Origin of the sequence: Paenibacillus tianmuensis (assembly GCF_900100345.1) — a bacterium.
Classification (GTDB): domain Bacteria; phylum Bacillota; class Bacilli; order Paenibacillales; family NBRC-103111; genus Paenibacillus_G; species Paenibacillus_G tianmuensis.
This window is the reverse complement of record NZ_FMTT01000010.1, coordinates 122,085-144,095: the sequence shown is the minus strand read 5'-3', so window position 1 is coordinate 144,095 and position 22,011 is coordinate 122,085. Positions and strand designations below refer to the sequence as shown.

Below are 22,011 nucleotides of genomic sequence, written 5' to 3'. Positions count from 1 at the left end.
CCTTTTTCAACGCTGGCAGCCCGTTTGCACAGGTCTGGTAAGACAAGCCTCTGCCTGTTTCTTGGAAGGTGTCGTTCCATCTCACAAGGAAGTGGTTAAAGACAAAGCGAGCGCATCCAAACATCTGATGGATCAGCGTCGTTTGCTCCTCCGTAGGGTAGATGCGAAAGCGAAAAGCTTTATGATGCAACATGCGAGTCTTATCTCCTTTGGTGATTTCATGACCATTATAGCACATATGTTCTCATTTATATACAAGAGATGCTGATTCATCTCCCCCTTATCGAAGAGGGAGTCTTCTCAGCCTTAACGATAAAATAAAAAGATTGCCGCGCCCCGGCCTTCTGGCTGGAGGTTCGGCAATCTTTTTCACACGCTGGACAATAGCTTCCCCAACGTTTTGACGTCTGCAAAGCACATTACCCTTCGGCAGGAGAGCTTCGTTCTCCCACAGTTTTGACCGGTGCTGGAGCGCCCCGCTTACGGAGCGTTGCGGCGGCATCGGAGTCGCGGATGCCGAATGCAAACCACAGACCGAGCAGCAGGAAGCCTGCCGCCCCTAGCAATGCGGACCGGTAAGCCGTCAAATTCGGCTCCATCACTCCAGCAGCGTTCGCCGCTCCCGTGCCTACGGCGGCGAGAATGCCGGACAGCAGCGCGAGGCCGATCGCGGAGCCAAGCCGATTCTGGACCGAGAACCAAGTCGAGGCGCGCCCCATCGACGAAGGGGGAATGTTGGCGAACGAGGCGATCTGCACCGCGCCGACCGTATGACCCAAGCAGACGCCCACGCCAAACAGCAGAGTGCGGATCAGCCATGGGTCCGTGCCCTCGTGAACGAAGCTCAGCAGCACGAAGATCGCCGTCGTGCAGAGCAGCCCCGTCATGATAAGCCGTTTGGGGCCGAGCTTCGGATAAGACCAAGGCACGAGCTGGGACGACACCATCAACCCCAGCGCTTCCGGAAACGTCGTCAGTCCGGTCTCCAGCGCCGAGGCGCCCAGCACATATTGGTACATCAGCGGGAAGACGTAGAGCATGCCCAGCAGGCCGGCGGCCGAGCACATGCCGACGAGCCCCGCCGTGCGAAACAGCCTGTCGCTTAGCAGCCGGAAATCCAGCATCGGCTTCGGCGCACGCAGCTCGACTACGACGAGAGCGGCCAGCAAAAGCAAGCCCAGGAGGCCCGCGCCCGCAATCCATGGCGAATGCCAGCCGAGAACCGGCCCTTGGCTAAGGGCGTACATCGTCAGCGCCATGCCGGGAGCGGAGAGCAGGAAGCCCGGCAGATCCAGCCGGCCGGCCTCCGGTTCCTTATGCTCCTTGAGATACAGCAGTCCGAACAGCAGAACTGGAATACCGACCGGGAGATTGATGTAGAAAATCCAGCGCCAGGAGAACTGGTCCGTCAACAAGCCGCTGACGATCGGCCCCAGCGCAGGCGCTGCGGCAATAGGCAGCACCAGCGCCCGCGATACCTTGGCACGCTCCTGCGGCGGGAAGGCCCGGAACAGCATCGCCATACCAACGGGCGTGAGCAAGCCGCCGCCGATGCCTTGCAGCACCCGGTACGCGGTAAGCTCCGCCAGACTGCCGGCCAACCCGCACAAGGCGGAAGCCCCGGTGAACAAGCCGAGCGCCAGCAGTAAGATCCGTTTGCTTCCCCAGCGGTCTCCGAGCCAGCCGGCTACCGGCAGGACGAGAGCAAGGCTGGCCAGATAGCCGACGTTGAGCGCGCCGGAAGCAGCCGGCGGTATGTTCAGCTCCCGGCTGATGGTGCCCAGCGCAACGTTCAGGACGGTCGCGTCCATCGACGCCATAAACATGGCGGCGACGTAGACGATGCACACAACGACTTTGGGACTCGGTCCTTCCTTCATCCCTGCTTCGTGTCGGCGTGGACGGGCTCGGCATCAAGGCTGCGAGGCCGCAGATCCGACCAGCGTGCAGCGATGTATTCGAGGCACGCTTCCCGCGCAGCCTGCCCGAACGCCGCCGTCCAGCCCTGCGGAACCGGAATGAAAGCAGGCCACAGCGAATGCTGCCCCTCGTCATTGATCAACACCAGGTAGTCGCTGTCCGTTCGCTCGAATGGATTGGTCATTGTTTGATTTCCTCCCTGAAGGTTTTGGCTGTCCGGTTTTTCAGCGCCTGCAGCTTCACCGAAAGCTGCTGTCCGATCACCGTCAGCGGTCCGGGCTGGCACAGGTCTTTATGCCGGCATGCAATATCGTGGCGCTCCATCTGCCCGCTAATATACGGAAGCCACATCTCCGGATCAATCGGATCGAACCAGTCCGGAATGATCGTGGAATGGAAGAACAGCAGATCGCCCTCGTACCGTTTCGGCACATACGCCCCTAACAGACGAACCGAATTCTCGTAGGTCGTGCGCAGATTCTGGATAATCGCTTCGTCCAAGCTTGCCAGCGCGCTGCCGTCGCTGCGCAGAATCTCGATGGCAGCGGCCATGGTGAGCGGAACGTCGCCGAGACTGTCCGGGTCGTAGCCGCCGAGCGCCAGCATTGCGGTCAGCGCTTCTTCCTCGTCCACTTCGTCGCGAATCGACAAATAATGGCTTGGGAAGGCGTCCAGCATCGCGAGGAACTCGACTTCCTCCCCTTCCTGCTGCAATTGGACGGCCATAGCCTGCGCCACGTTGCCGCCGAGCGACCAGCCAAGCAGCCGGTACGGGCCGGTTGGCTGCACCGTGCGGATGTGCGCAATGTAATCCGCCGTCATCTCGTCCATCGTCTGCGGCAGCGTCTCGCTCTGCGCAATACCCCGGGCCTGAAGGCCATAGATCGGGTATTCCATCCCGAGATGCTTCATCAAGCCGGCGTAGCACCAGCTAAGCCCGCCCGCCGGATGGACGCAGAAGAGCGGCGTCTCGGTACCGTGGGCCCGCAGCGGCAGAAGCACCTGGAGCGCGCCTTGATCCGTCCCCATCTCCAGCCGCTCCGCAAGACCGGCAACCGTCGGCGTCTCGAAGAGGACGCCGATGCCGAGATCGCGGCCCATCGCTTCACGAATGCGGCTCATCAGCCGCACCGCCAGCAGCGAATGCCCTCCGAGTTCGAAGAAGCCGTCGTCGATCCCTACACGCCGCAGCCCCAGCACTTCGGCGAACAAATCGCACAGCACTTCCTCTTGCGGCGTCCGCGGGCCTCTTCCGTCAGGATCGACGCTCCAATCCGGGGCAGGCAGCGCCTTCCGGTCCAGCTTGCCGTTCGGCGTAAGCGGCAGGGCATCCATGCCGATAACGGCCGATGGCACCATGTAATCCGGCAGGCTGGCGCCCGCATACCGGCGCAGCTCGGCAGGCTCGGCGAGCGAGTCCGGGGCGGGGACGACGTAAGCGACCAGCCGCTTGTCGCCCGGCTGATCCTCGCGCACCACGACGGCGACCTGAGCGACGCCGGGATGCCTTGCCAGAACCGCCTCGATCTCGCCCGGCTCGATGCGGAACCCGCGGATCTTCACCTGATGATCCGCCCGGCCCAAATAATCCAGCGAGCCGTCGGCGAGGCGCCGGGCCAAATCGCCGGTACGGTACATCCGGGAGCCCGCCGCGCCGAACGGATCGGCCACGAAGCGCTCCGCCGTCAGGCCCGGACGTCCCCAATAGCCGCGAGCCAGCCCGGCGCCGGCGACATACATTTCTCCCGCCACTCCGGGCGGTACGGGCTGCAGCGCCGCATCCAGAATATAGACCCGCAAATCCGGAATCGCTTCGCCGATCAGGCTGCCGCTCCCCGAAGCGGCGCTGCTGCGGTCCAGCTCCTTGTAGCTGACGTGCACGGTTGTCTCGGTAATACCGTACATGTTGATCAATCTCGGCGCGTCGTCCGGATGGCGCGCATACCACTCTTCCAGCCGTCCGAGCTCCAGCGCCTCGCCGCCGAAGACGACGTATCGCAGAGCCAGCTCCCCGCCCAGCGATGGATGCTCGCGGTCCGCCTGCATCAGCTGATAAAACGCCGACGGCGTCTGATTCAGCACCGTAACCCGCTCGCGTACGAGCAATTGCAGGAACTCCGCGGGCGACCGGCTGACCGTGTGCGGCACCACTACAAGGCGGCCGCCATGGAGAAGCGGTCCCCAGATTTCCCATACGGAAAAATCGAAAGCATACGAATGGAATAGCGTCCAGACATCCTCCGAACCGAAGCCGAACCAATGCTGCGTCGATGCAAACAACCGTATGACGTTCTGATGCGGGATCACGACGCCTTTCGGCTTGCCCGTCGAGCCCGAGGTATAGATCATATACGCAGGGCTTAGCGGCGACAGCGGCCCTCTGCGATCGCGGTCGCCGGGGTTATCCGGCGAATACGCCCTTAGCCGTTCCGCCGTGTCCGGCGCATCCACCACCAGACGCGGCAGGCTGCCGGTATCCGGCAAGCCCTGAGCCCCGGCTTCGCTTGTGACGACATACACCGGCCGGGCGTCCTCCAGCATATAAGCCAGCCGGTCGGCAGGGTAATCCGGGTCCAGCGGCAAGTACGCAGCTCCGGCCTTCAGCACGGCCAGCACGCCGATCACCATCTCCACCGAACGCGGCAGCGCCAACGCCACCATCTGCTCAGGGCCGACGCCTTCGGCGATCAGCAGATGCGCCAGCCGGTTGGCGCGGCGGTTCAGCTCCGCATAGTCGAGGCTCTCCTCTTCGTAGACGACCGCCGCCGATCCGGGGCTGCGGGCCGCCTGCGCCTCGAACAGCGCGGGCAAATGGGCCCCTGGTGTCCCGGGCAGCGGCTCTCGCCATTGCGCCAGCAGGCTGCTGCGCTCGTCGGGCAACAAGACGTCCATCCGCCCGATCGGCTGATCCGGCTCGGCCGCCGCTCCCTCCAGCACCTGCACAAACCGCTCGGCCAGCTTTTCCGCCGTGCCGTGCTCGAACAGATCGGAGCTGTATTCCAGCAGCCCCTCCAGCCCGTCCGGCGTGCCATCCGGTCTGCGGCGCTCATTCAGCTCGAAGGTCAGATCGAACTTGGCCGCACCGACGCTGTCCAATTGGAGACGCGACGACACTCCGGGCAGTTCCAACGCGGCATCCGGCGTATTTTGCAGCACCAGCATCATCTGGAACAGCGGGTGCCGGGCCCGCGAACGTACGGGATTCAGCACCTCGACCAGACGCTCGAAAGGCACATCCTGATGCTCGTAAGCAGCCAGATTCGTCTGGCGGACACGAGCCAGCAGCTCACGGAAGGACGGATCGCCGGACGTATCGGTGCGGAGCACCAGCGTATTGATGAACAAGCCGATCAGGCCATCCAGCGCATCGTCGCTCCGCCCCGCAATCGGACTGCCGATCGGGATATCCGTCCCGCCGCCGAGCCGGGTAAGCAGCGCCGCAAGGGCGGACTGCAGCACCATGAACAAGCTGGCCTTGCTTTCACGGGCAAGTTCCGCCAGCCGGAGGTTCAGCTCGCTGCCGATCCGGAAGCGGACAACCTCGCCCCGGTAGCTTGCTGCCGAAGGCCTCGGACGATCGGTTGGCAGCGTCAGCTCGTCCGGCAGGCCCTGCAGCGTCCGGGTCCAGAAGGCGAGCTGCTTCGCGATCAGGCTGTCGGCGTCGCCCTCGCTGCCAAGCAGCCGCTCCTGCCAGAGCGCATAGTCAGCATATTGCACCGGCAGCGGAGCCCAAGCGGGCGATTCGCCCCGCAGACGGGCAGCGTAGGCGGCGGACAGCTCGCGGGTGAGCGGAACCAGCGACCAGCCGTCGCCCGCGATATGGTGAAGCAGCAGCAGCAGGGCGTATTCGTTCTCGCCAAGCACGAACAATTCGGCGCGAAGCGAAGGCTCCTCGGCGAGCCGGAAGCCGTAGCGCACCGCTTCCGCCAGCCGCTCGGACAGCTCGTCTTCGCGGACTTCGGTCACCAGCAGCCGGGGCTTGGCCTCCGCCGCATCCAAAATGAGCTGCTGCGAGGAGCCCTGCGTATCCGGGAAAATCGTGCGCAGCGTCTCGTGCCGGCTTGCCACATCGCCGAGCGCTTCTGCCAGCGCAGCCGCGTTTAACGGGCCGGACAGCCGGGCAACCAACGGAATGTTGTAGGTCGGACTTGGGCCTTCCAGACGATACAGAAACCACAGTCGGTTCTGGGCAAAAGAAAGCGGGACCGCCTCCGGCCGCTCAGCCGGACGCACGGCCGGTCTGGCGGCCTGCGCCTGATCGAGACGCTTGGCGAGAGCGGCGACGGTGGACGACTCGAAGAGGCCCCCGATGCCGAATTCCACGCCGAACACTTCCCGGATTCGGGCCACGATCCGCCCCGCCAGCAGGGAATGGCCGCCGAGCCGGAAGAAGTCGTCGTCGATGCCCGCCTTCGCCAGGCCAAGCACCTCCGCGAACAAGCCGCACAGCAGCTCCTCCTGCGGCGTTCTCGGACTGCGGCTGACTACTGCGTGAAAATCCGGGGCAGGCAGCGCCTTGCGGTCGATTTTTTTATTGAGCGTCAATGGCATCGCGGCCAACGGCACGAAGGCGGAGGGCACCATGTAATCGGGCAGCTCTTCGGCCACATACTGCCGAAGCTCCGCCGGATCGGGACCGTCCGGTGAAATGGTTGTGAAATAAGCGACAAGCCGTTTGTCCCCGGGCCGGTCCTCCCGCGCTACGACCGTAACCTGATCAATGGCCGAATGCCGCGAGAGCAGCGACTCGATTTCGCCGAGCTCCACCCGAAATCCGCGAATCTTGATCTGATGATCGGCGCGTCCTATGTAATCGAGGGTCCCATCCTCAAGCCATCTCGCAAGGTCGCCTGTACGGTACATCCGGCTGCCAGGCGGTCCGAACGGATCGGCCACGAATCGCTCGGCCGTCATGTCCGGTCGGCCCAAATAGCCCCGGGCCAGTCCCGCTCCCGCAAGATACAGATCGCCCGCTACGCCCGGCGGTACCGGAGACAGCCCCGCATCGAGCACATAGGCCTGCGTGTTCGCAATCGGCCTGCCGATCGGCGGCGTCCCCGTGCGCTCTTCGCCCAGGCGCTCGGTAGTAGAATGAATCGTCGTTTCCGTCGGTCCGAATTGGTTATGAACCTCGCAGCCGAGCGACTGCATCGCGAGCTTCAGCCCCAGCGGAAACGCCTCGCCGATCGTGATGATCCGCAGGCCGGTGAACGGTTCGGGCTTGCTCGACGCGAGCGCCTGCCACAGAGTCGGAGTCGCCTGCATGATCGTAGCTCCTGACTCATGGATCATTCTTGCCAGCGCAGGCGGGTCCATGATCACCGACCTCGGGGCGATATCGAGGCGGGCTCCCGCAATAAGAGGCAGGAAAATCTCGAGCACCGAAATGTCAAAAGCAATCGTCGTTACCGACAGCAACCGATCCCGGACGCCCAGCCGGAACTTGTCCTGCGTGGCCGTGAGCAGGTTGGTCAAGCTGCCGAAGGTCACGATCACGCCCTTCGGCTTGCCGGTGGAGCCCGACGTGTAAAGAATATAGGCAGGGTGAAGAGGCGACAAACGCCCGATACGGTCCTCGTCGCCGGGAGAAGTTTCCGGCTGGCTCAGCAGATGCGCTTCGGCAGCAGCCTCGTCAAGCACCAGGAAAGGCCCCGCCGCTCCGGAAGGCAGCCGGGAAACCGTTTCTCTGTCCGTTAGGACGCACAGGGGAGCGGCGTCTTGGAGCATGTAGGCCAACCGGTCCTGCGGATAATCGGGGTCCAGCGGCAAATACGCGGCACCGGTTTTATGGACGGCCAGAAACGCCACGACCGCTTCCGCCGATCGCGGCAGCAGCAGCGCCACGATGCCTTCCGGACCGGCGCCCCGCGAGATCAGCGCATGAGCCAGCCGGTTGGCGCGCCGGTTCAATTCGGCATACGTGAGGACCGTATCCTCGAAAACGACGGCGACCGCTTCCGGCGTGCAGGCCGCTTGGGCCTCGACCATCGCGGCCGTGGAAGCCTCCGGCATTTCCCGGGCCGTTTCGTTCCATTCGATGAGCACCTGCTCCCGTTCCTCGGGCAGCAGCATGTCGATCTGTGAGATCGGCCGCCCAGGGTCGGCCGAGGCAAGCCGCTCCAGCCAGCCAAGGAACCGCCGCTGATGAGCCGCCAGCTCTTCCGCCCCGTACACTGCCGGATTTCCGTCGAAATCTACCCGCAGCCCGCTGCCGTCCGACCGGTCATAGACGTGGATCGACAGATCGTCCACAGGTCCGGCGGACAGATTATGCGGAATTCCGGGGCAGCCGGCAAAGCTCAGCCGGTAGTCGAACGGCATCACGTTGACCATCGGCCCGAACAAACGGCGGTTTTCCCCGAGCAGCTTCAGCTCCCGCCGCATATCCTGCTGCCGGTACAGCTGATGGCGCCGGGCATCGCGAACCTCCCGCGAGACTTGGCGCAGCAGCTCGGACAGCGGCATCTCGGGCCACACGGCCAAACGCAGCGGCAGCAGGTTCATGACCATGCCCGGAATGCGCAGCGAAGCCGATCCCAGTCGGCACATCATCGGCAGGCCGAGAATCACGTCGTCGGCGCCGGTCAGCCGATGCACGTAAGCCGCCGTCGCGGCAATGACGACATCGGGCCAAGTCGTTCCCGTCCGCTCGGCCGCTTCCCGCAGCGCGGACGCCTCGTCCGGCGACAGCTGCGCGGTCCGGCGCAGGAAGCCCGCCCCGGCTCTGGCCGTCCGGCTGCCCAGACTCACCGCTTCCGGCGCGTCGGCGAAGCGGGCAAGCCAGAAGGCCCGGTCCCGCTCCTGCTGCTCCGAAGCGCGATAAGCCTCGTCCTCTTGGAGAATCGATTGCAGTTCGCCGAAGGCTCCCGGTCCGGGCGGCTGTTCCTGAGAGAAGGCGGTATAGAGCTGAGCGGCTCTTTGGGCCAGCAGCGAAAAGCTGTAGCCGTCGATGACGAGGTGATGGATGCGCTGATACCAGAGAAACCGGTCCGGGGCCAGCTTGAACAACGCTTGCGTAAACAGCGCCCCGCGTGTCAGGTCCATCGGCTCGGCCAAGTTCCGTCTCATCCAAGCCTCCGCCGCTTCCAGCGGATGGTCCGTTCCGCTGAAGTCCATATGATGCAGCATCCAATCGGACGACGGCTCAAGGCACTGCCAAGGCCCGCTCTCATCCTCGCCGAAGCGCAGATGCAGCGTTTCCGCCTCCTCCATCGTTTGACGCAGCGCCGCTTCGAAACGCGCCGGGTCCACAGAGCCGCGAATATCGATATATTCCCCCGTATTGAACATCGGGCTTTCCGGGTCAAGCTGCTGGGCGAACCAAATCCCCAATTGCGCCCCCGTCAACGGCTGGCGGGTTTGACGAGCTTCAGACATATGCGCTCTCTCCTTCATGTCGTAATATAATCCCCGTTCGGCAAAGTCCTGCTCAGGCGAGCGGAAAGCAGCGCCCACCAATCGGCCAGCGTCGGACGCTCCGCCAACTCCACGAAGGTGACTTCCGCCCCGGAGCGCCGCCACCGTTCGGCCAGACTCATGATGCGGATCGAATCCAAGCCCCACTGCGTAATCAAGTTGTCGTGCTCCGCAAGGGACGACGGAGCTTCCTGCAGCAAGTCCGCCACCAGCTCGCGCAAGCCATCTTTGGTCAACGTCACGCTTTCCGCCGCCGGGGCCGCTTCCGATATGGCTTCCGCTTGAGCCGCAGTTCCCACTTCACCGCGAAGCGCCTTGATCAAACGCTCCGTTGTGATGGCAACCGCACAGCGTTCGGCCGCGTAGGTGATCGCCAACTGATGCTTCTCCAGCGAGAAGTCCGCCACCGCATCGGCGACGAAGAAAGGCTCCACCTCCTGCATGAACGCTTCGCAAGCAGTCATGAGGCAGCCGATGTGAGCGTAAATGCCGCATACGATCAACTGGTCGCGGCCAAGCTGGGTCAGTCTGGCGCGGAAATCAGTCTTTTGAAAGGCGCTGTATCGCCATTTCGTCAGCACGATATCGCGCTCGCCCGGCGGCAGCTCCTTCACGATCTGCTTCTGATAGGGACCGTCGTTGATCCCGGGACCCCAGAAATCCTGCAGCAATCCGCGCTGCTCCGGCGTCTGGCCACCCGGCTGGGCGGAATAAACGACCGGTATGCCCAGCTCTTCGCAAGCGCTTCGGAGCGCGCGGATGTTCTCCAGCAGCTCGATGACAGGGGATGTGCCTGCCGTAAAAGCGTCCACGAAATACTGCTGCATATCATGAATCAGCAAAACCGCGCGTTTCGGGTCGGGCGTCCAATTCACCCGGTTGGCGGGCAGGTCGGATGCCGTCGGCATCGGATAAGGCATTATGGCAGGAAGAGCCATCGTATCTCCTCTTTTCTCACGTTATTTTATTTTGTCGGAGGCGCAGCTAAAGCCTGCTGCTTCTGGGCAATGAGTTCGCGCAGCGCCTTCTTGCTGATCTTGCCGACCCCGGTTCGGGGGAGCGACTCCATAAATTCCACCCGGTCGGGGATTTTGTAACCAGCCAGCCCCCGCTCCCTCAGGAACGATTTGAGCTCGGCCGGAGTAGGCGCAGGCGAATACGATACGATGAAGGCGCAGGTGCGCTCGCCAAGAAAAGCGTCGGGCATCGAAACGACGGCGGCATCATGCACGCCCGGATGAGCGAGGAGATGGTTCTCGACCTCCTCCGCCGCCACCTTATCGCCGCCGCGGTTGATCTGGTCCTTGGCCCGGCCCTCGACGACAAGGTAGCCCGCAGGCGTCATTCTGGCCAAATCTCCCGTGCGGTAGAAGCCGTCCGCCGTGAACGCTCTTGCGTTATGCTCTTCGGCTTTGTAATAGCCACGGATCGTATAGGGCCCCCGCGTCAGCAGATGTCCGACCTGACCGGGAGCGACCTCTTCATCCTCGTCATTCACGATGCGGATCTCGTCATAAGGCGACATCGGTCTGCCCTGCGTATTCACCAGAATGTCCTCGGGATCGTCCAGCCGGGTATAGTTGACCAGCCCTTCCGCCATCCCGAAGACCTGCTGTAACGTGCAGCCCAGTACCGGCTTGACCTTGCGGGCGGCTTCCGCGCTGAATTTGGCCCCGCCGACCTGCAGCAGCCGAAGCGACGAGAGGTCGCTGCGGCGCGACTCGGCGGCGTCCAGCCAGACGAGAGCCAGCGGAGGCACAACGGCGGTGATCGTGACGCGTTCCCGCTCGATGAGTGGAAACGCCTCGTCTGGGCTGGAGCCGCGGGACAGCACGACGCGTCCGCCTGCATAGAGCGTGCCCAGCACGCCAGGGGAACTCAGCGGATAGTTGTGAGCCGCGGGAAGCACGGCAAGATAGATGCTCTGTTCGTCGAGAGCGCACACTTCGGCGCTCATCCGCAAGCTGTAAATATAATCGTCGTGCGTGCGCGGAATGAGCTTCGGCAGCCCGGTGCTGCCGCCGGAGAGCTGGAGAAACGCCACATCCCCGGAGCTTGGCCCCGGCAAATCGGGCAGCGGATCGGCGGCATACAGGTCGCGCAGCGCCGTAAACTTCCCAGGATCGCCCGCTACAATGACATGGCGCAGTGTCGGTACTTGCTCTTGTACCTGCTCCGCCAGCTCCCGGTAATCGAAGCCTGCCTCGACATCCGGAATAATATAAGTATTCGCATTTGTAAACTCGGAAAAATACACGATCTCACTCCTGCGATGGAGCGGAAGTGCGAATACCGGCAGCGCGCCCAGCCGAAACAGCGCAAAACACACCTCGATAAACTCCGCTATATTGGGAAGCTGCAAAATCACCTTGTCATCCTGCCGAATGCCAAGCTTGTACAATCCGGCGGCCAGCCGGTCGACTCTCGCATCCAGCTCGGCGTAGCTGATCCGGCTTGTTCCGCTGACAACGGCGATGCGGTCCCCGTAAGCGGCGGCGCGCCCGCGCAGCATTTCTCCAAACGTCTCGCCCTGCCAGCAGCCGGTCTCCCGGTAAAATTCCGCCATCTCTTTCGGCCATGAAGGGTATTGCGATCGCATCATTCATCCCTCCCTTACGGCCGCCGGCTGCGGCTGATTCAGCCCCATCGCCTGCAGCAGCGTCCGGAATTTGGCGGACGTTTCCGCCAGCTCGGCCTGCGGGCTCGATCCGGCAACGATCCCCGCGCCCGCGAACAACCGCAGCTCACGGCCCTCCACCTCGGCGCAGCGAATCGTCACAATCCATTCCCCGTCGCCGTTCGCATCGCACCAGCCGACCGCTCCCGTGAAGAAGCCCCGGTCGAACGGTTCGCTATCGCGAATCGTCTCCCGCGCCAAATCGGTCGGCGTCCCGCAAATCGCCGGTGTCGGGTGCAGCGCCAAAGCCAGCTCCAGCGACGACACCCAAGGATCGGACAGTTCTCCGTTCACGACCGTGGACAGATGCCACATCGTGGACGTCTGTACGAGCGAAGGCTCGCCGGGCACGTCCAGACGGCTGCAATAAGGACGCAGCGCGTCAGCGACAGCTTCGATCACGACCGCATGCTCATGCCGGTCCTTGGCCGAAGCAAGCAGCGCCTCCGCCCTCCGTCGATCCTCGACCGGATCGCTGCTGCGAGGCGCGGAGCCCGCGAGCGGATTCGCCTTCAGCCGCCCTCCCGTTCTCGTCACAAGCAGCTCCGGGCTGGCGCCGATCAGCGTTCGCGGCTCCTGACCGTTCGACTCGTCCGGCGTCCATGCGGCCCGGGCTTCTCCCGGCGCCAGGTTCACCGCAAACGTATAGCCGTGCGGATTATGCCGGGCCAAGCTGCGAAGAAGCCCGCGCACATCGACCTTCACAGGCAGCGTCAGATGCAGCGTTCTCCCAAGCACGACCTTGCGGAGGTCCCCCTTCTGAAAACGCGCCAACGCCTGGCTCACGCTCCGCTCGTAGACTTCCGTCTCCGGCACGGGGCGCAGCTTATAGTCCGAGGCGTCGGGCCGCTTATCCTCAACCTCGCTGCGTAATTCCAGCCTGCCTGCCCACCGGGCGGTCTGCGGTACAATCAGCTCCGCAGGCTTCGCGGGATCGAAGGGGATCGCTCCTACGACAACGGAAGGCGTCCCTCCGGAAAATTGCGTGCGGGCCAGCAGCTCGGCCACGCGCTGCGGCAAGCCTTTGAGCCGATCTGCGCCCCCCTGCACGGACAGCCTGGCCGCTTCCCCTTTCGCCAGCAGCGTGCGCTGCGGCGAGGCCAGGAAAAACGACGAGCCGGCTTCGTACGTATCGATAAGCTCGGAAGCCCATGCGGCAGGAACCGTTTCCAAGTTCACCATGTCCATCATCCCTCTCTTTAGAATGAAATCATTTTCCCAACGTTGCACCGCCATCGATGCACAAGTCGCTCATGGTAATATGACCCGCCCGGTCCGACACAAGAAAAACGACCGCATCCGCAATATCGGAGGGTCTGGCCAGCTTCCCGAGCGGAATGCCCAGCCGGAACGACTCCGGCGAGCCCGCAATGGCCGCCTGCTCCCCGGACTCGTCCGTCCACAGCAGACGCTGCATCGCCGTATCGGTCGAGCCCGGCGAGACGATATTGCAGCGGATATTGTGCCGGGCGTGCTCCAGCGCCAGACATTTGGTAAACATCGCCGACGCCGCCTTGGAGGCCGCATAAGCCGCCATTTGCATTCGAGGCACCCCGGAGGCATTCGACCCTACGGTCACGATCGCCCCGGATCGGCGGAAGGCCATGCGTCGAACCACGGCACGGGATACGTAAAATACGCCTTTTGTGTTGACGGCAAATGTCGCCTCCCAGTCCTCGTCGCTGTACGATTCGATAGCTCCCATCCGGAGCACCCCGGCGACATTGACGAGAATGCCGATGGGCCCAAGCTCCCGTTCGATGCGCTCCACCGCGTCCTCTACCGCCGAGCTGTCGCTGACGTCCGCCGGATAAGCCGCAGCCTGATAGCCCTGGGCTTTCAACTCCGCTACAAGGCTGTCCAGCCCGTCCGCATTGCGGTCTATGGCGGCCACGGAAGCCCCGAGCTCAGCCAGCGCGCGCGCGACGGCTTCCCCTATGCCTTGGGCCGCTCCGGTGACGAGCGCGACTTTTCCTTTGATTCCAAGCTCCACCACTTCATCTCCGTCCTTTCCGCCTTCGCTTCAACGTTCTCTGTTCCCCCGTATCCTCTTCCGATGGCTCCGCCGCCGTCACGGCTTCGGCCGAAGCGCCAGCCGCAAAGCCCGGCTGATCAGCACGGGCAGTACCGATACGTGCCCCTCGCCTTCAAACTCCTTATATTCCACATGCAATCCATGCCCGGACCATGCGGCCAGCCGCTCCGAGAGCGCCAGCGCACGGTCGCAATTGCGCAAGACATGCGTTTTCTCCAGCTCGCCTACGCCGAGCAGCAGCTCGATCCGGTTGGCCGCAGGCTGCAATCCTCTCGTAAATTCCCGCTCCGCCTCAAGCAGGAACGGCTCGTTCCAGTGAAGCGAAGGACTGCCCGCGATATAGCTTTGAAACGCATGCGGCTTCGCAAACAGCGCGTACAGCACAAATAACCCGCCGAGCGAATGTCCGAAAATCGTCTGTCTGCTGCGGTCCACTTGAACCTCGCCTTCGATCTGCGGCTTTAGTTCCTCCTCGATGAATTTCAAGAAATGAGCGGCTCCACCTTGCTCGGGAAGCGGCGTGCTGTCCGCTCTGTACAAATATTCCTTCACAGGCGTCGGCGTCAGATCGTAAAACCGCTCCGGCGCAAATGGCCCGTCCACCGGATACCCGATCCCGACGATCACCGCCGGGACGACCCCGGTTTTTTCGGGCCGCCCGCTTTGCAGCCGAACGGCTTCCACCATCGTGCCGAACACCGAATTCGCATCCAGCAAATAAATGACCGGAAATCCGGCGGGAGGCGGCGCCTCCGGAGGCTTCGCCACGAGGATCTGGTACCTCCGGTGATGATCGCGCGATCTCATGATCCACTGCTCCGCCCATGGAATATCGACTTTGCTGCGCGCGAGGTCTTTCAGCGTTACTTCGCTTTGTTCGTTCGGTTTGAACGTCACTATGCTTCCATCTCCTTCAATGCTTACGCTCTGAACCGCCACGCTGTTATTTAGGCATGGAACTTCTCCTTCGTTGATAATAATTCTCATTCAGGAGGATTATACATCATGGTGCGAAGCAGGCACCATGGACGCTATCCTGTAACGAATTTGGACAATTCCCTGTAAACAAGAGCTGCGCTTCATCCAGCATCCGCGCAACGGACACGGCAGAATACTCGAACCAAGGGTCCGAGGAGATCAGGCGCACCTGTCCGTTTCGGACGGCTTTGAGCTCACGCCATGCCGCCGAATGCTGGAGCGCCAGCCAATACGCCCGCGAAGCGGCCTCGGGATAGACGAGGAGCAGCAGACGGTCGGGATTCAGCTCCTCAAGCCGTTCCATCGTAAGCGGCCGGTGATCGGACGGCTCTTCCCGGTAAACCAAATTCAGCTTTAAATCCCCGCACAGCACGTCCTCCATGCCGCGGTTGCAATAAGTATGGAGGCCTTGCCCGAAAATACGCAGAACCAGAATACTATCGTCACCGAGCGCCTCGCCGAGGTGCGCCCGGGCCAGCTCCACCCGCCGTTCGTGTCCGGCGATCCACTGCTCCGCCTTATCCTCTTGCTCCAGGAACCGGGCGATCTGGCGCAGCTGCTCCCGCCATCCGTCCCGCTCCGTCGAAACGAAGAAAGACGGCGCGATGTCCTCCAGCTTCCGTTTCTCGTCCTCGCCCAGCCGGTCGGTGCCGATAATCGCGTCGGGGCGAGCCTGCGCCAGTGTCCCCAAATTTTCCTCGAACGACCGGCTCGTATAAGGGGCCGTCAGCTTGAGGGGGCGCTTGATCCGCTCTTTATAGGCGTTATAGTAATAAGGAGTCCACTTGGCGTCGAGCGGCGCTGCCGCCGGCATAATATTCAGCGCCAGCAGCTGGCCGGTGACCGAGGAAGAGCATGCAGCTACTTGCCGCCTGGCTTTTTTGACATAGTCGGAGGGAGATACGCCCACCTCCTTCTTGAATTTGCGGCTGAAATAAAACTCGTCCCGGTAACCTACCTTTTGGGCGATTTCCCGCAGCCGCTCCTCCGATTCCATCATGTAGCGCTTGGCCCGGTTTATCCGGAGGTCCGTCAAATAATCCATCGCGCTCTGCCCGTAGGTTTTCTTGAAAAGGTCCACAAAATATTTGGGGGTAATATTGGCCATCTGCGCCAACTGTCCGATGGACAGAGGCTCGTTATAGTGCTCATTCATAAACTCGCGGATTTCAATCAGGCTCTTCTTCGAACTCCGGCTCCTCGCAGACGCGGTTCGTTCCCTCGGCAGCCTTTCTTTTTGAAGCATGATAGCCCTCCTCCAGTATCAGCATGGTGAATATTCGATAATGATAATCATTATCAATAAGGTACCATATCCCTTTATTTCCAGTCAATCCCGTTTTAGAAAAACGATGCTTCATCTTCCGCAACCGCGTTAATAAAAAAATAGACCGAAGAACAAGCAACGTCTTCAAAACGTTGCCTTTCTCCGGTCAGGCTATCGAGCTTTATTGCTATGAGTGTTCTTGAAGCACCCCTTTTACCCGCTCAACCAATGACGCCGGCGCTTTCTTTAACGAACCCGTATCAAACGGAGGCTGAGGATCGTATTCCAAGATCAATTGGACCGTTTTACCCACATCTTCCCCGAATTCCCATGCCACTAATTGAAGTGCCATATCGATACCGGAAGAAACGCCGGCTGCCGTTACGATTTGACCATGGCGAACGACTCTCTCGTCTGTCGGAATGGCTCCAAGAGAACGGAGCAGGTCGAAGGAACCCCAGTGGCAAGTTGCCGACGCTCCGTTCAACAAGCCTGCGGCGCTCAAAATCAGCGAGCCGTTACAAACCGACGTAGTCCATTTCGTGGTCCCATGTATTTGGCGAATCCAATCCAACGTTTCTTCGTCGTTCATTGGAGCTTTATAATTAGGCGGACTGCAGCCGGGAACGACAAGAATATCGGCTGAAGTTATTTCGGAAAAGCTATAATCCGCATGCAAATAACCCATTTTGGAATCCATTTGGATGAGCCCTTTTTTCTTGCCGACAAACTTCACGTTACATTTCATTGTGGCAGAAAATACTTCATACGGACCAATGGCATCCAATGCTGTGATTCCATCGTAAAGCAAGATTGCGACTTCCATTGTGTTCGATCTCCTCTCTCAACCTTAAGGATGAACTGCAAATCTAATATACCATAACCTATGCAGGGTATGTCTGTGTCGGCGTTATGAATCCCCGATAGCTCTAATGGGCTAAAAGATTACGATGGAGAGAAGCCAAATCTTCAATGATCTCCACTGCAATGGAGTAGCCGAAGTACAACCTTAGTATAGCCTCATACCGTTTTCCCGACCCTTTGGCCGTGCTTAGCAGATTGTTTTGACCTTCTACCAATCTTTCTTTCAAGGATGCCAGAGAAGCCGAATCGGAAGGGGAAGCGATCAAGTCAATCATAAGAGTCGATAGTTCTTTCTGACACGCTTCAACCGCATAATCGCTATGCTCTCTGGAATACAGCGTCATCGTTTCAGGAGGGGCGTGGAAGGTAGCCCAATTCTGGTTTGTGAAAGCGCATTCATTTTCGATTTTGTCAGCTATTAATTTTCCGAAAACGATGCCCGATGCGAATGCTTGTCCGGGAATTCTCCCCGAACCCAGATTACCATTGAATTGGGCTTCCCCAGTCACAAAAACACGATTGAGGTCTACGGCCTCCGCACTGGAATTGATTTCGATTCCTCCTGAGGTATAGTGCATCGTCGGTGAAATTTTTATTCTCTTCCGCTTGACCACATTCGGACTGAATCCGTATCTTCTCATTCGCTCATCCAATACGTTTTCGTCAGCATGGCTCATATCCAAATACATCTCTTGATTACGCTTGATGCACTCCAGTTGGAATCTTAAAATGTCATCAATCATTTCGTGATAATCATCCCGAGCGATGGCTTCACGCATGTGCTCGTCTTTTAATAACGGCAGCCCTTCCTCATCCACGATTCGTCCTTCACTTAAAGCTACAACTCCGCCCAACAAAATTTGCCTTCCGTTATAGATCGACCAAGGGTGATACATGACGGTGGACATTCCCTTTAATCTTGCGCCTATTTGCTTGGCCAGAATAAGCGCTTCGCCCGTAGAACCAGGCGAATTATCGTTGTAATTGAATTGTGCCGCATATCCGCCGGTAGCCAGAACTAAATAATTCGCGTTGATTCTGGCAAACCGATCGGATACCGTATCATAAAATAACGCGCTAACCCCATCCTGAGACTTTTCCAAATGAATCAAGATGTTGTTGCACAACGGGGGTTCAATCTTTTCCAATAAGCGGTTGATTAATTTTTTCCCCCCATGTGATTTAATCGGGCTTTCGGGCATGAACCCCAATGCTGTTTTCTCAAAGGGCAATCCCAATTCCTCGAAGAACTCCAAGACGTGACTGGAATTCCTATACAACGCTTCAATTACCGGGCGATCGGCGCCACATTTAGCAATGGTCAGATTAATGATCGTATGAATTTCATCCTCTGGGGGGACACGCGTGTTGGCAGCCGACAGAAAGGAATTGCTTTGCTTCGGCGCATTGTTTTTGGTGACGATCGTATACCCGATCTTTCTTTTGGACAAATGGTAAGCAACCGCAAGCCCCGAGATGCCCGTACCGACAATCAAAACCGGAGTGTAGCGTTCATCGGATATTCGCTCCATGCGGCTGAACCTCCCGCTAAACAAGCTCATACTGATAATTGTAAAAGCCTTGACCTGTTTTACGCCCAAGCAAATTGGCGTCCACCATTTTGCGAAGCAGCGGGCAGCAGCGAAATTTCGGGTCCTGGTAGCTCTCATACAACACATCCAGCGAATGAACTACCGTGTCAATGCCGATTAGGTCCGCGGTTTCAAGCGGACCCATTTTGTGGCTGAAGCAATGCTTAAAAATTTCATCAACCTCTTGCGGATTCGCCACCTGATCTTGAACGACAAAAGCCGCCTCGTTCATGAATAAGTGCGAGATGCGATTCGAGACAAATCCGGGGTAATCGCTCACGACCACACCGTCTTTTCCAATCGAAGTTAACAGCTCTCGCGCTGCGCGAATCGTTTCATCCGAAGTGTGGTGCCCCCGGATGCATTCGACAAAAGTTTTCATCGGTACCGGGTTCATGAAGTGAGCCCCCATGATTTGGGAGGGGCGCTTGGTCAGCGAGGCGATTTTGGTGATGGAAATACAAGAGGTATTGACCAAAAACATGCAGTCCGGCTTGCAGATCGCATCCAGCTTTTTATATACTTCCTTTTTGATCTCAAAATTTTCGGTAACATTCTCTACAACCCAATCGACGTCCTGCAGCAGCTGATAATCCGTCGTAAACGTAATCCGGCCGATGACTTCATCCGGCTTCCGAATCTGATCGCTCTTCTTATATAAAGCCTGAAACCGGAGATGCTTGGCCATCTCGGCCCTTGATTGAGCCAGCCTCTCCTCGCAAATGTCCACCAGCACTACCGGAAATCCATACTCCGCAAAGTTTTGGGCCACTCCTGTACCAATGACCCCCGCTCCAATCACGCCTAGGATGCGCATCGTCTCATACTCCTTTTCCGGATGATTTATCGATGGCCGATTCGATAACCGCCAAGAAACCTCGACCAGTTTCTTTCCTCCAAACCATGCTGGCTGATAAACGCATAGGCCAGTCTTTCCATTCCAAAGCCGACGCAGCCGCTCTTCATCCATTCCGTCTCCCCCCGCTTGATGTTAAACCGCTCGCCGAAAAAGTGATCGTGAAAATTAAATGAAGCCGCCGCAATCGTGCGTTCCCCGGTAATATTCAAGCGGAGCTCGTACTTGAGTTCCTGCATTCGTTGATTCAGTAGTTTCGCAGCCGTATCGGCATTGCAGAAGAACGGGTCGCTGGCCACCTCGCTGTGCCCCTCCAAGCCCAAGCTTTCCATAAGGGCAAATGAAGCCTCCATATACTGTTGACGGCTGTCCAGCACGAAATCCTTGGAACCCAAAAAAACAATTTCCCGAATCGTAAAATCCCAGAGTCGTTCCAGCGTACGATGATAGTTGGATTCATATCGGAATGATTTGCCTATGGAGGTAATAACCTGATTCTGCGCCTCGGAAAATTCGGTGTCCTGCAGTTGATGATACGTATGGTAGCACATCGTCGGCGGCAAGCAGTAATCTACATTGTTGCTATAGGAAAAAAGATACGGACCCACCTTTTGATTGGCTTGATATTCATCCAGGAAATTACGGTACGTATCAATATCGTTATGCAGCCGTGTCACAAACATCAGCATGTGCGGAAAGGAAGAGAAGTAGCCGCATTTCTCCAGAGATTGGGTAGAAATCAATGTGGGGTAGCGGTATTCCTTGGCGCCAAAAGAAGCGACCGTCATCTCTTTAATCCTGGCATCCAGGCTTTCCATCAAGCGGATTAGCTGCTCGCCAAAGCATACCTGGCCTTCGCCCATCTCATGAACCATGCCCCGTTCAAGTAGTTGATCGTACAGGTCGTCCTGATAGCTATGGTGTTTTTGGCTGGACTGCCAGATGACCCGGGGAGGGATAAGCTTCTGAAGTATAATTTCATTCTCGATTACAGATTGAACTTTTCGCTCAATGTCCAGAGGGTCGGCTGACGGTAGCAGATGGAGCTCGATTCCCTTGATTTGTTGATCATCCGTAACCAGTTGAAATTGCGTAATGTCCGCTGTAATAAAAAACAGCCGTTTTTCAAGCTCCTCCGAATAACCGATAGCGATAGCCGGATTGAGTTCGATATAATGTGTTTGCCCGATCATCGAATCCCTCCTAAACCGTTTCATGCGTCAAGCTTCGCATATTCAAGCTGCTGAAGGCATCGTTCGCAATCAAGAGCTGCTGAATTTGAGTGCTGCCCTCTACAATTTCCATGATTTTGGCATCCCGCATGTATCTTTGCACCGGGTATTCCGGACCGCAGCCGTTGGCTCCATGAAGCTGAACGGCATCTTTGGCGGCTTTAGAGGCCATGGTTGCGGCAAAATATTTAGCCACCGAGGTTTCCGGTATGGACTGCAAATCCCCCTTGTCTCTTAATTGTCCCACCCGATGGCAGAGCAGCCTGGCAGCCATGATGTTCACTACCATATCCGCAATCATTTGCTGAACCAATTGATGCTCTTTCAGATAAACGTTAAACTGTTTTCTTTCGCTGGCATAAGTCAGGCATGCCTCCAAGCAGGCTTGAGCCAATCCGACCGCTCCCCAGGCCGTGCTGTAACGGCCGTGAGTCAAGCCATGATTCGCTACAAGCGTCAAGCCGAAGCCCGTCTTGCCCACGACATGATTAGCCGGAACCCTGCATTCTTCCAATATCAATTCGGCCAGCATAGAGCCTCGAAAGCCGAGCAGGCCGACAGTGGGCAGACTGGAAAATCCGGGCGTATCCCTTTCCACGATAAAGGCGCTGACTTTGCCGTCCATTTGCGCGAACACCAGGAAAAGGTCCGCATTTTGCCCGAAGGTGATCCATTTTTTCCGGCCGGTAATCACATATTCCGAGCCATCCGATCGGGCGAGGGTATGCATACTTTTGGCATCGCTGCCGACTTCCGGTTCGGTCAAGGCGAAGGCAGCCGTCCATTCGCCCGAGCTCAACCGGGGCAGCCATTTTTTCTTCTGCTCCTGTGTACCCCAGCGCAGAATGGACGAAGTGACCATCCCCTGCACGCCCATCACATTGCGAAGATTCGCGCAGCCCCGGCCAATTTCTTCATGGAGCAAACCGTACGTAATTTGATCCATACCGGCGCCGCCATATTCGGGAGGCAGCTCCGCCCCCCAATACCCTCTGGCAATCAACTTGTCGATAACGGCTCTGGGCATGTTTTCTTCCTGATCGATGCTGCCGGCAATCGGTACAATTTCGCTATCCACAAAATGCTTGAACTCCTCCTGCTTCTTCTTTTGCTGTTCTGTTAGTTCGATATTTTGAATGGACAAGAGCCGGTCTCCTTTCCGTTGCAAGTGGAA

The 22,011-nt window shown here is 59.0% G+C and carries 15 protein-coding genes; all 15 read right to left on the bottom strand.

Features of this window, described 5'->3' with window-relative positions:
• Window positions 1–193: helix-turn-helix domain-containing protein (locus BLO51_RS09320; RefSeq protein ID WP_090670206.1), on the bottom strand; the 193-nt coding region annotated here is incomplete at its 3' end.
• 226 nt (window positions 194–419) lie between these two features.
• Window positions 420–1,880, bottom strand: a complete 1,461-nt coding sequence (locus tag BLO51_RS09315; protein ID WP_090670203.1) for an MDR family MFS transporter — start codon at window positions 1,878–1,880, stop codon at window positions 420–422.
• Window positions 1,877–2,104 (bottom strand): MbtH family protein, encoded by a 228-nt coding sequence (locus tag BLO51_RS09310; protein ID WP_090670200.1) that lies wholly within the window; start codon window positions 2,102–2,104, stop codon window positions 1,877–1,879. The genes BLO51_RS09315 and BLO51_RS09310 overlap by 4 nt, the downstream gene beginning before the upstream one ends.
• Window positions 2,101–9,297, bottom strand: coding sequence for an amino acid adenylation domain-containing protein (locus BLO51_RS09305; protein ID WP_090670197.1), 7,197 nt, complete (start codon window positions 9,295–9,297; stop codon window positions 2,101–2,103). Before BLO51_RS09305 ends, BLO51_RS09310 begins: the two co-directional genes overlap by 4 nt.
• A 14-nt stretch (window positions 9,298–9,311) precedes the next feature.
• On the bottom strand, window positions 9,312–10,274 hold the full coding sequence (locus BLO51_RS09300) for an isochorismatase family protein (protein ID WP_090670194.1): 963 nt from the start codon (window positions 10,272–10,274) through the stop codon (window positions 9,312–9,314).
• 26 nt (window positions 10,275–10,300) lie between these two features.
• Window positions 10,301–11,935, bottom strand: coding sequence for a (2,3-dihydroxybenzoyl)adenylate synthase (locus tag BLO51_RS09295; RefSeq protein ID WP_090670255.1), 1,635 nt, complete (start codon window positions 11,933–11,935; stop codon window positions 10,301–10,303).
• Window positions 11,936–11,938: 3 nt separating this feature from the next.
• Entirely contained in the window at window positions 11,939–13,195 is a 1,257-nt protein-coding gene (dhbC, locus tag BLO51_RS09290; protein WP_090670253.1) for an isochorismate synthase DhbC, read from the bottom strand.
• Between the two features lie 28 nt (window positions 13,196–13,223).
• Entirely contained in the window at window positions 13,224–14,009 is a 786-nt protein-coding gene (locus BLO51_RS09285) for a 2,3-dihydro-2,3-dihydroxybenzoate dehydrogenase (protein WP_090670191.1), read from the bottom strand.
• A gap of 75 nt (window positions 14,010–14,084) precedes the next feature.
• Entirely contained in the window at window positions 14,085–14,945 is an 861-nt protein-coding gene (locus BLO51_RS09280; RefSeq protein ID WP_174551218.1) for an alpha/beta hydrolase, read from the bottom strand.
• Window positions 14,946–15,051: 106 nt separating this feature from the next.
• A complete protein-coding gene (locus tag BLO51_RS09275; protein ID WP_090670188.1) occupies window positions 15,052–16,272 on the bottom strand; it encodes an AraC family transcriptional regulator in 1,221 nt (406 codons plus the stop codon).
• A 208-nt stretch (window positions 16,273–16,480) separates the two neighbouring features.
• Complete coding sequence (locus BLO51_RS09270; protein ID WP_090670185.1) at window positions 16,481–17,119, bottom strand: DJ-1/PfpI family protein; 639 nt, start codon at window positions 17,117–17,119, stop codon at window positions 16,481–16,483.
• A gap of 103 nt (window positions 17,120–17,222) precedes the next feature.
• On the bottom strand, window positions 17,223–18,689 hold the full coding sequence (locus tag BLO51_RS09265) for an FAD-binding protein (protein ID WP_090670182.1): 1,467 nt from the start codon (window positions 18,687–18,689) through the stop codon (window positions 17,223–17,225).
• A 16-nt stretch (window positions 18,690–18,705) separates the two neighbouring features.
• Window positions 18,706–19,566, bottom strand: a complete 861-nt coding sequence (locus BLO51_RS09260; protein WP_090670179.1) for a 3-hydroxyacyl-CoA dehydrogenase family protein — start codon at window positions 19,564–19,566, stop codon at window positions 18,706–18,708.
• Window positions 19,567–19,592: 26 nt separating this feature from the next.
• Complete coding sequence (locus BLO51_RS09255) at window positions 19,593–20,798, bottom strand: class-II aminoacyl-tRNA synthetase family protein (RefSeq protein ID WP_090670176.1); 1,206 nt, start codon at window positions 20,796–20,798, stop codon at window positions 19,593–19,595.
• Between the two features lie 10 nt (window positions 20,799–20,808).
• Entirely contained in the window at window positions 20,809–21,981 is a 1,173-nt protein-coding gene (locus tag BLO51_RS09250) for an acyl-CoA dehydrogenase family protein (protein WP_245719593.1), read from the bottom strand.
• Between the last annotated feature and the right edge of the window lie 30 nt (window positions 21,982–22,011).

Coding starts and splice junctions, on each gene's coding strand:
- BLO51_RS09315 (WP_090670203.1), bottom strand. CDS start 1,880: ATGAAGGAAGGACCGAGTCCCAAAGTCGTTGTGTGCATCGTCTACGTC.
- BLO51_RS09300 (WP_090670194.1), bottom strand. CDS start 10,274: ATGGCTCTTCCTGCCATAATGCCTTATCCGATGCCGACGGCATCCGAC.
- BLO51_RS09295 (WP_090670255.1), bottom strand. CDS start 11,935: ATGCGATCGCAATACCCTTCATGGCCGAAAGAGATGGCGGAATTTTAC.
- dhbC (WP_090670253.1), bottom strand. CDS start 13,195: ATGGTGAACTTGGAAACGGTTCCTGCCGCATGGGCTTCCGAGCTTATC.
- BLO51_RS09260 (WP_090670179.1), bottom strand. CDS start 19,566: ATGCGCATCCTAGGCGTGATTGGAGCGGGGGTCATTGGTACAGGAGTG.
- BLO51_RS09310 (WP_090670200.1), bottom strand. CDS start 2,104: ATGACCAATCCATTCGAGCGAACGGACAGCGACTACCTGGTGTTGATC.
- BLO51_RS09270 (WP_090670185.1), bottom strand. CDS start 17,119: ATGGAAGTCGCAATCTTGCTTTACGATGGAATCACAGCATTGGATGCC.
- BLO51_RS09255 (WP_090670176.1), bottom strand. CDS start 20,798: ATGATCGGGCAAACACATTATATCGAACTCAATCCGGCTATCGCTATC.
- BLO51_RS09265 (WP_090670182.1), bottom strand. CDS start 18,689: ATGGAGCGAATATCCGATGAACGCTACACTCCGGTTTTGATTGTCGGT.
- BLO51_RS09305 (WP_090670197.1), bottom strand. CDS start 9,297: ATGTCTGAAGCTCGTCAAACCCGCCAGCCGTTGACGGGGGCGCAATTG.
- BLO51_RS09275 (WP_090670188.1), bottom strand. CDS start 16,272: ATGCTTCAAAAAGAAAGGCTGCCGAGGGAACGAACCGCGTCTGCGAGG.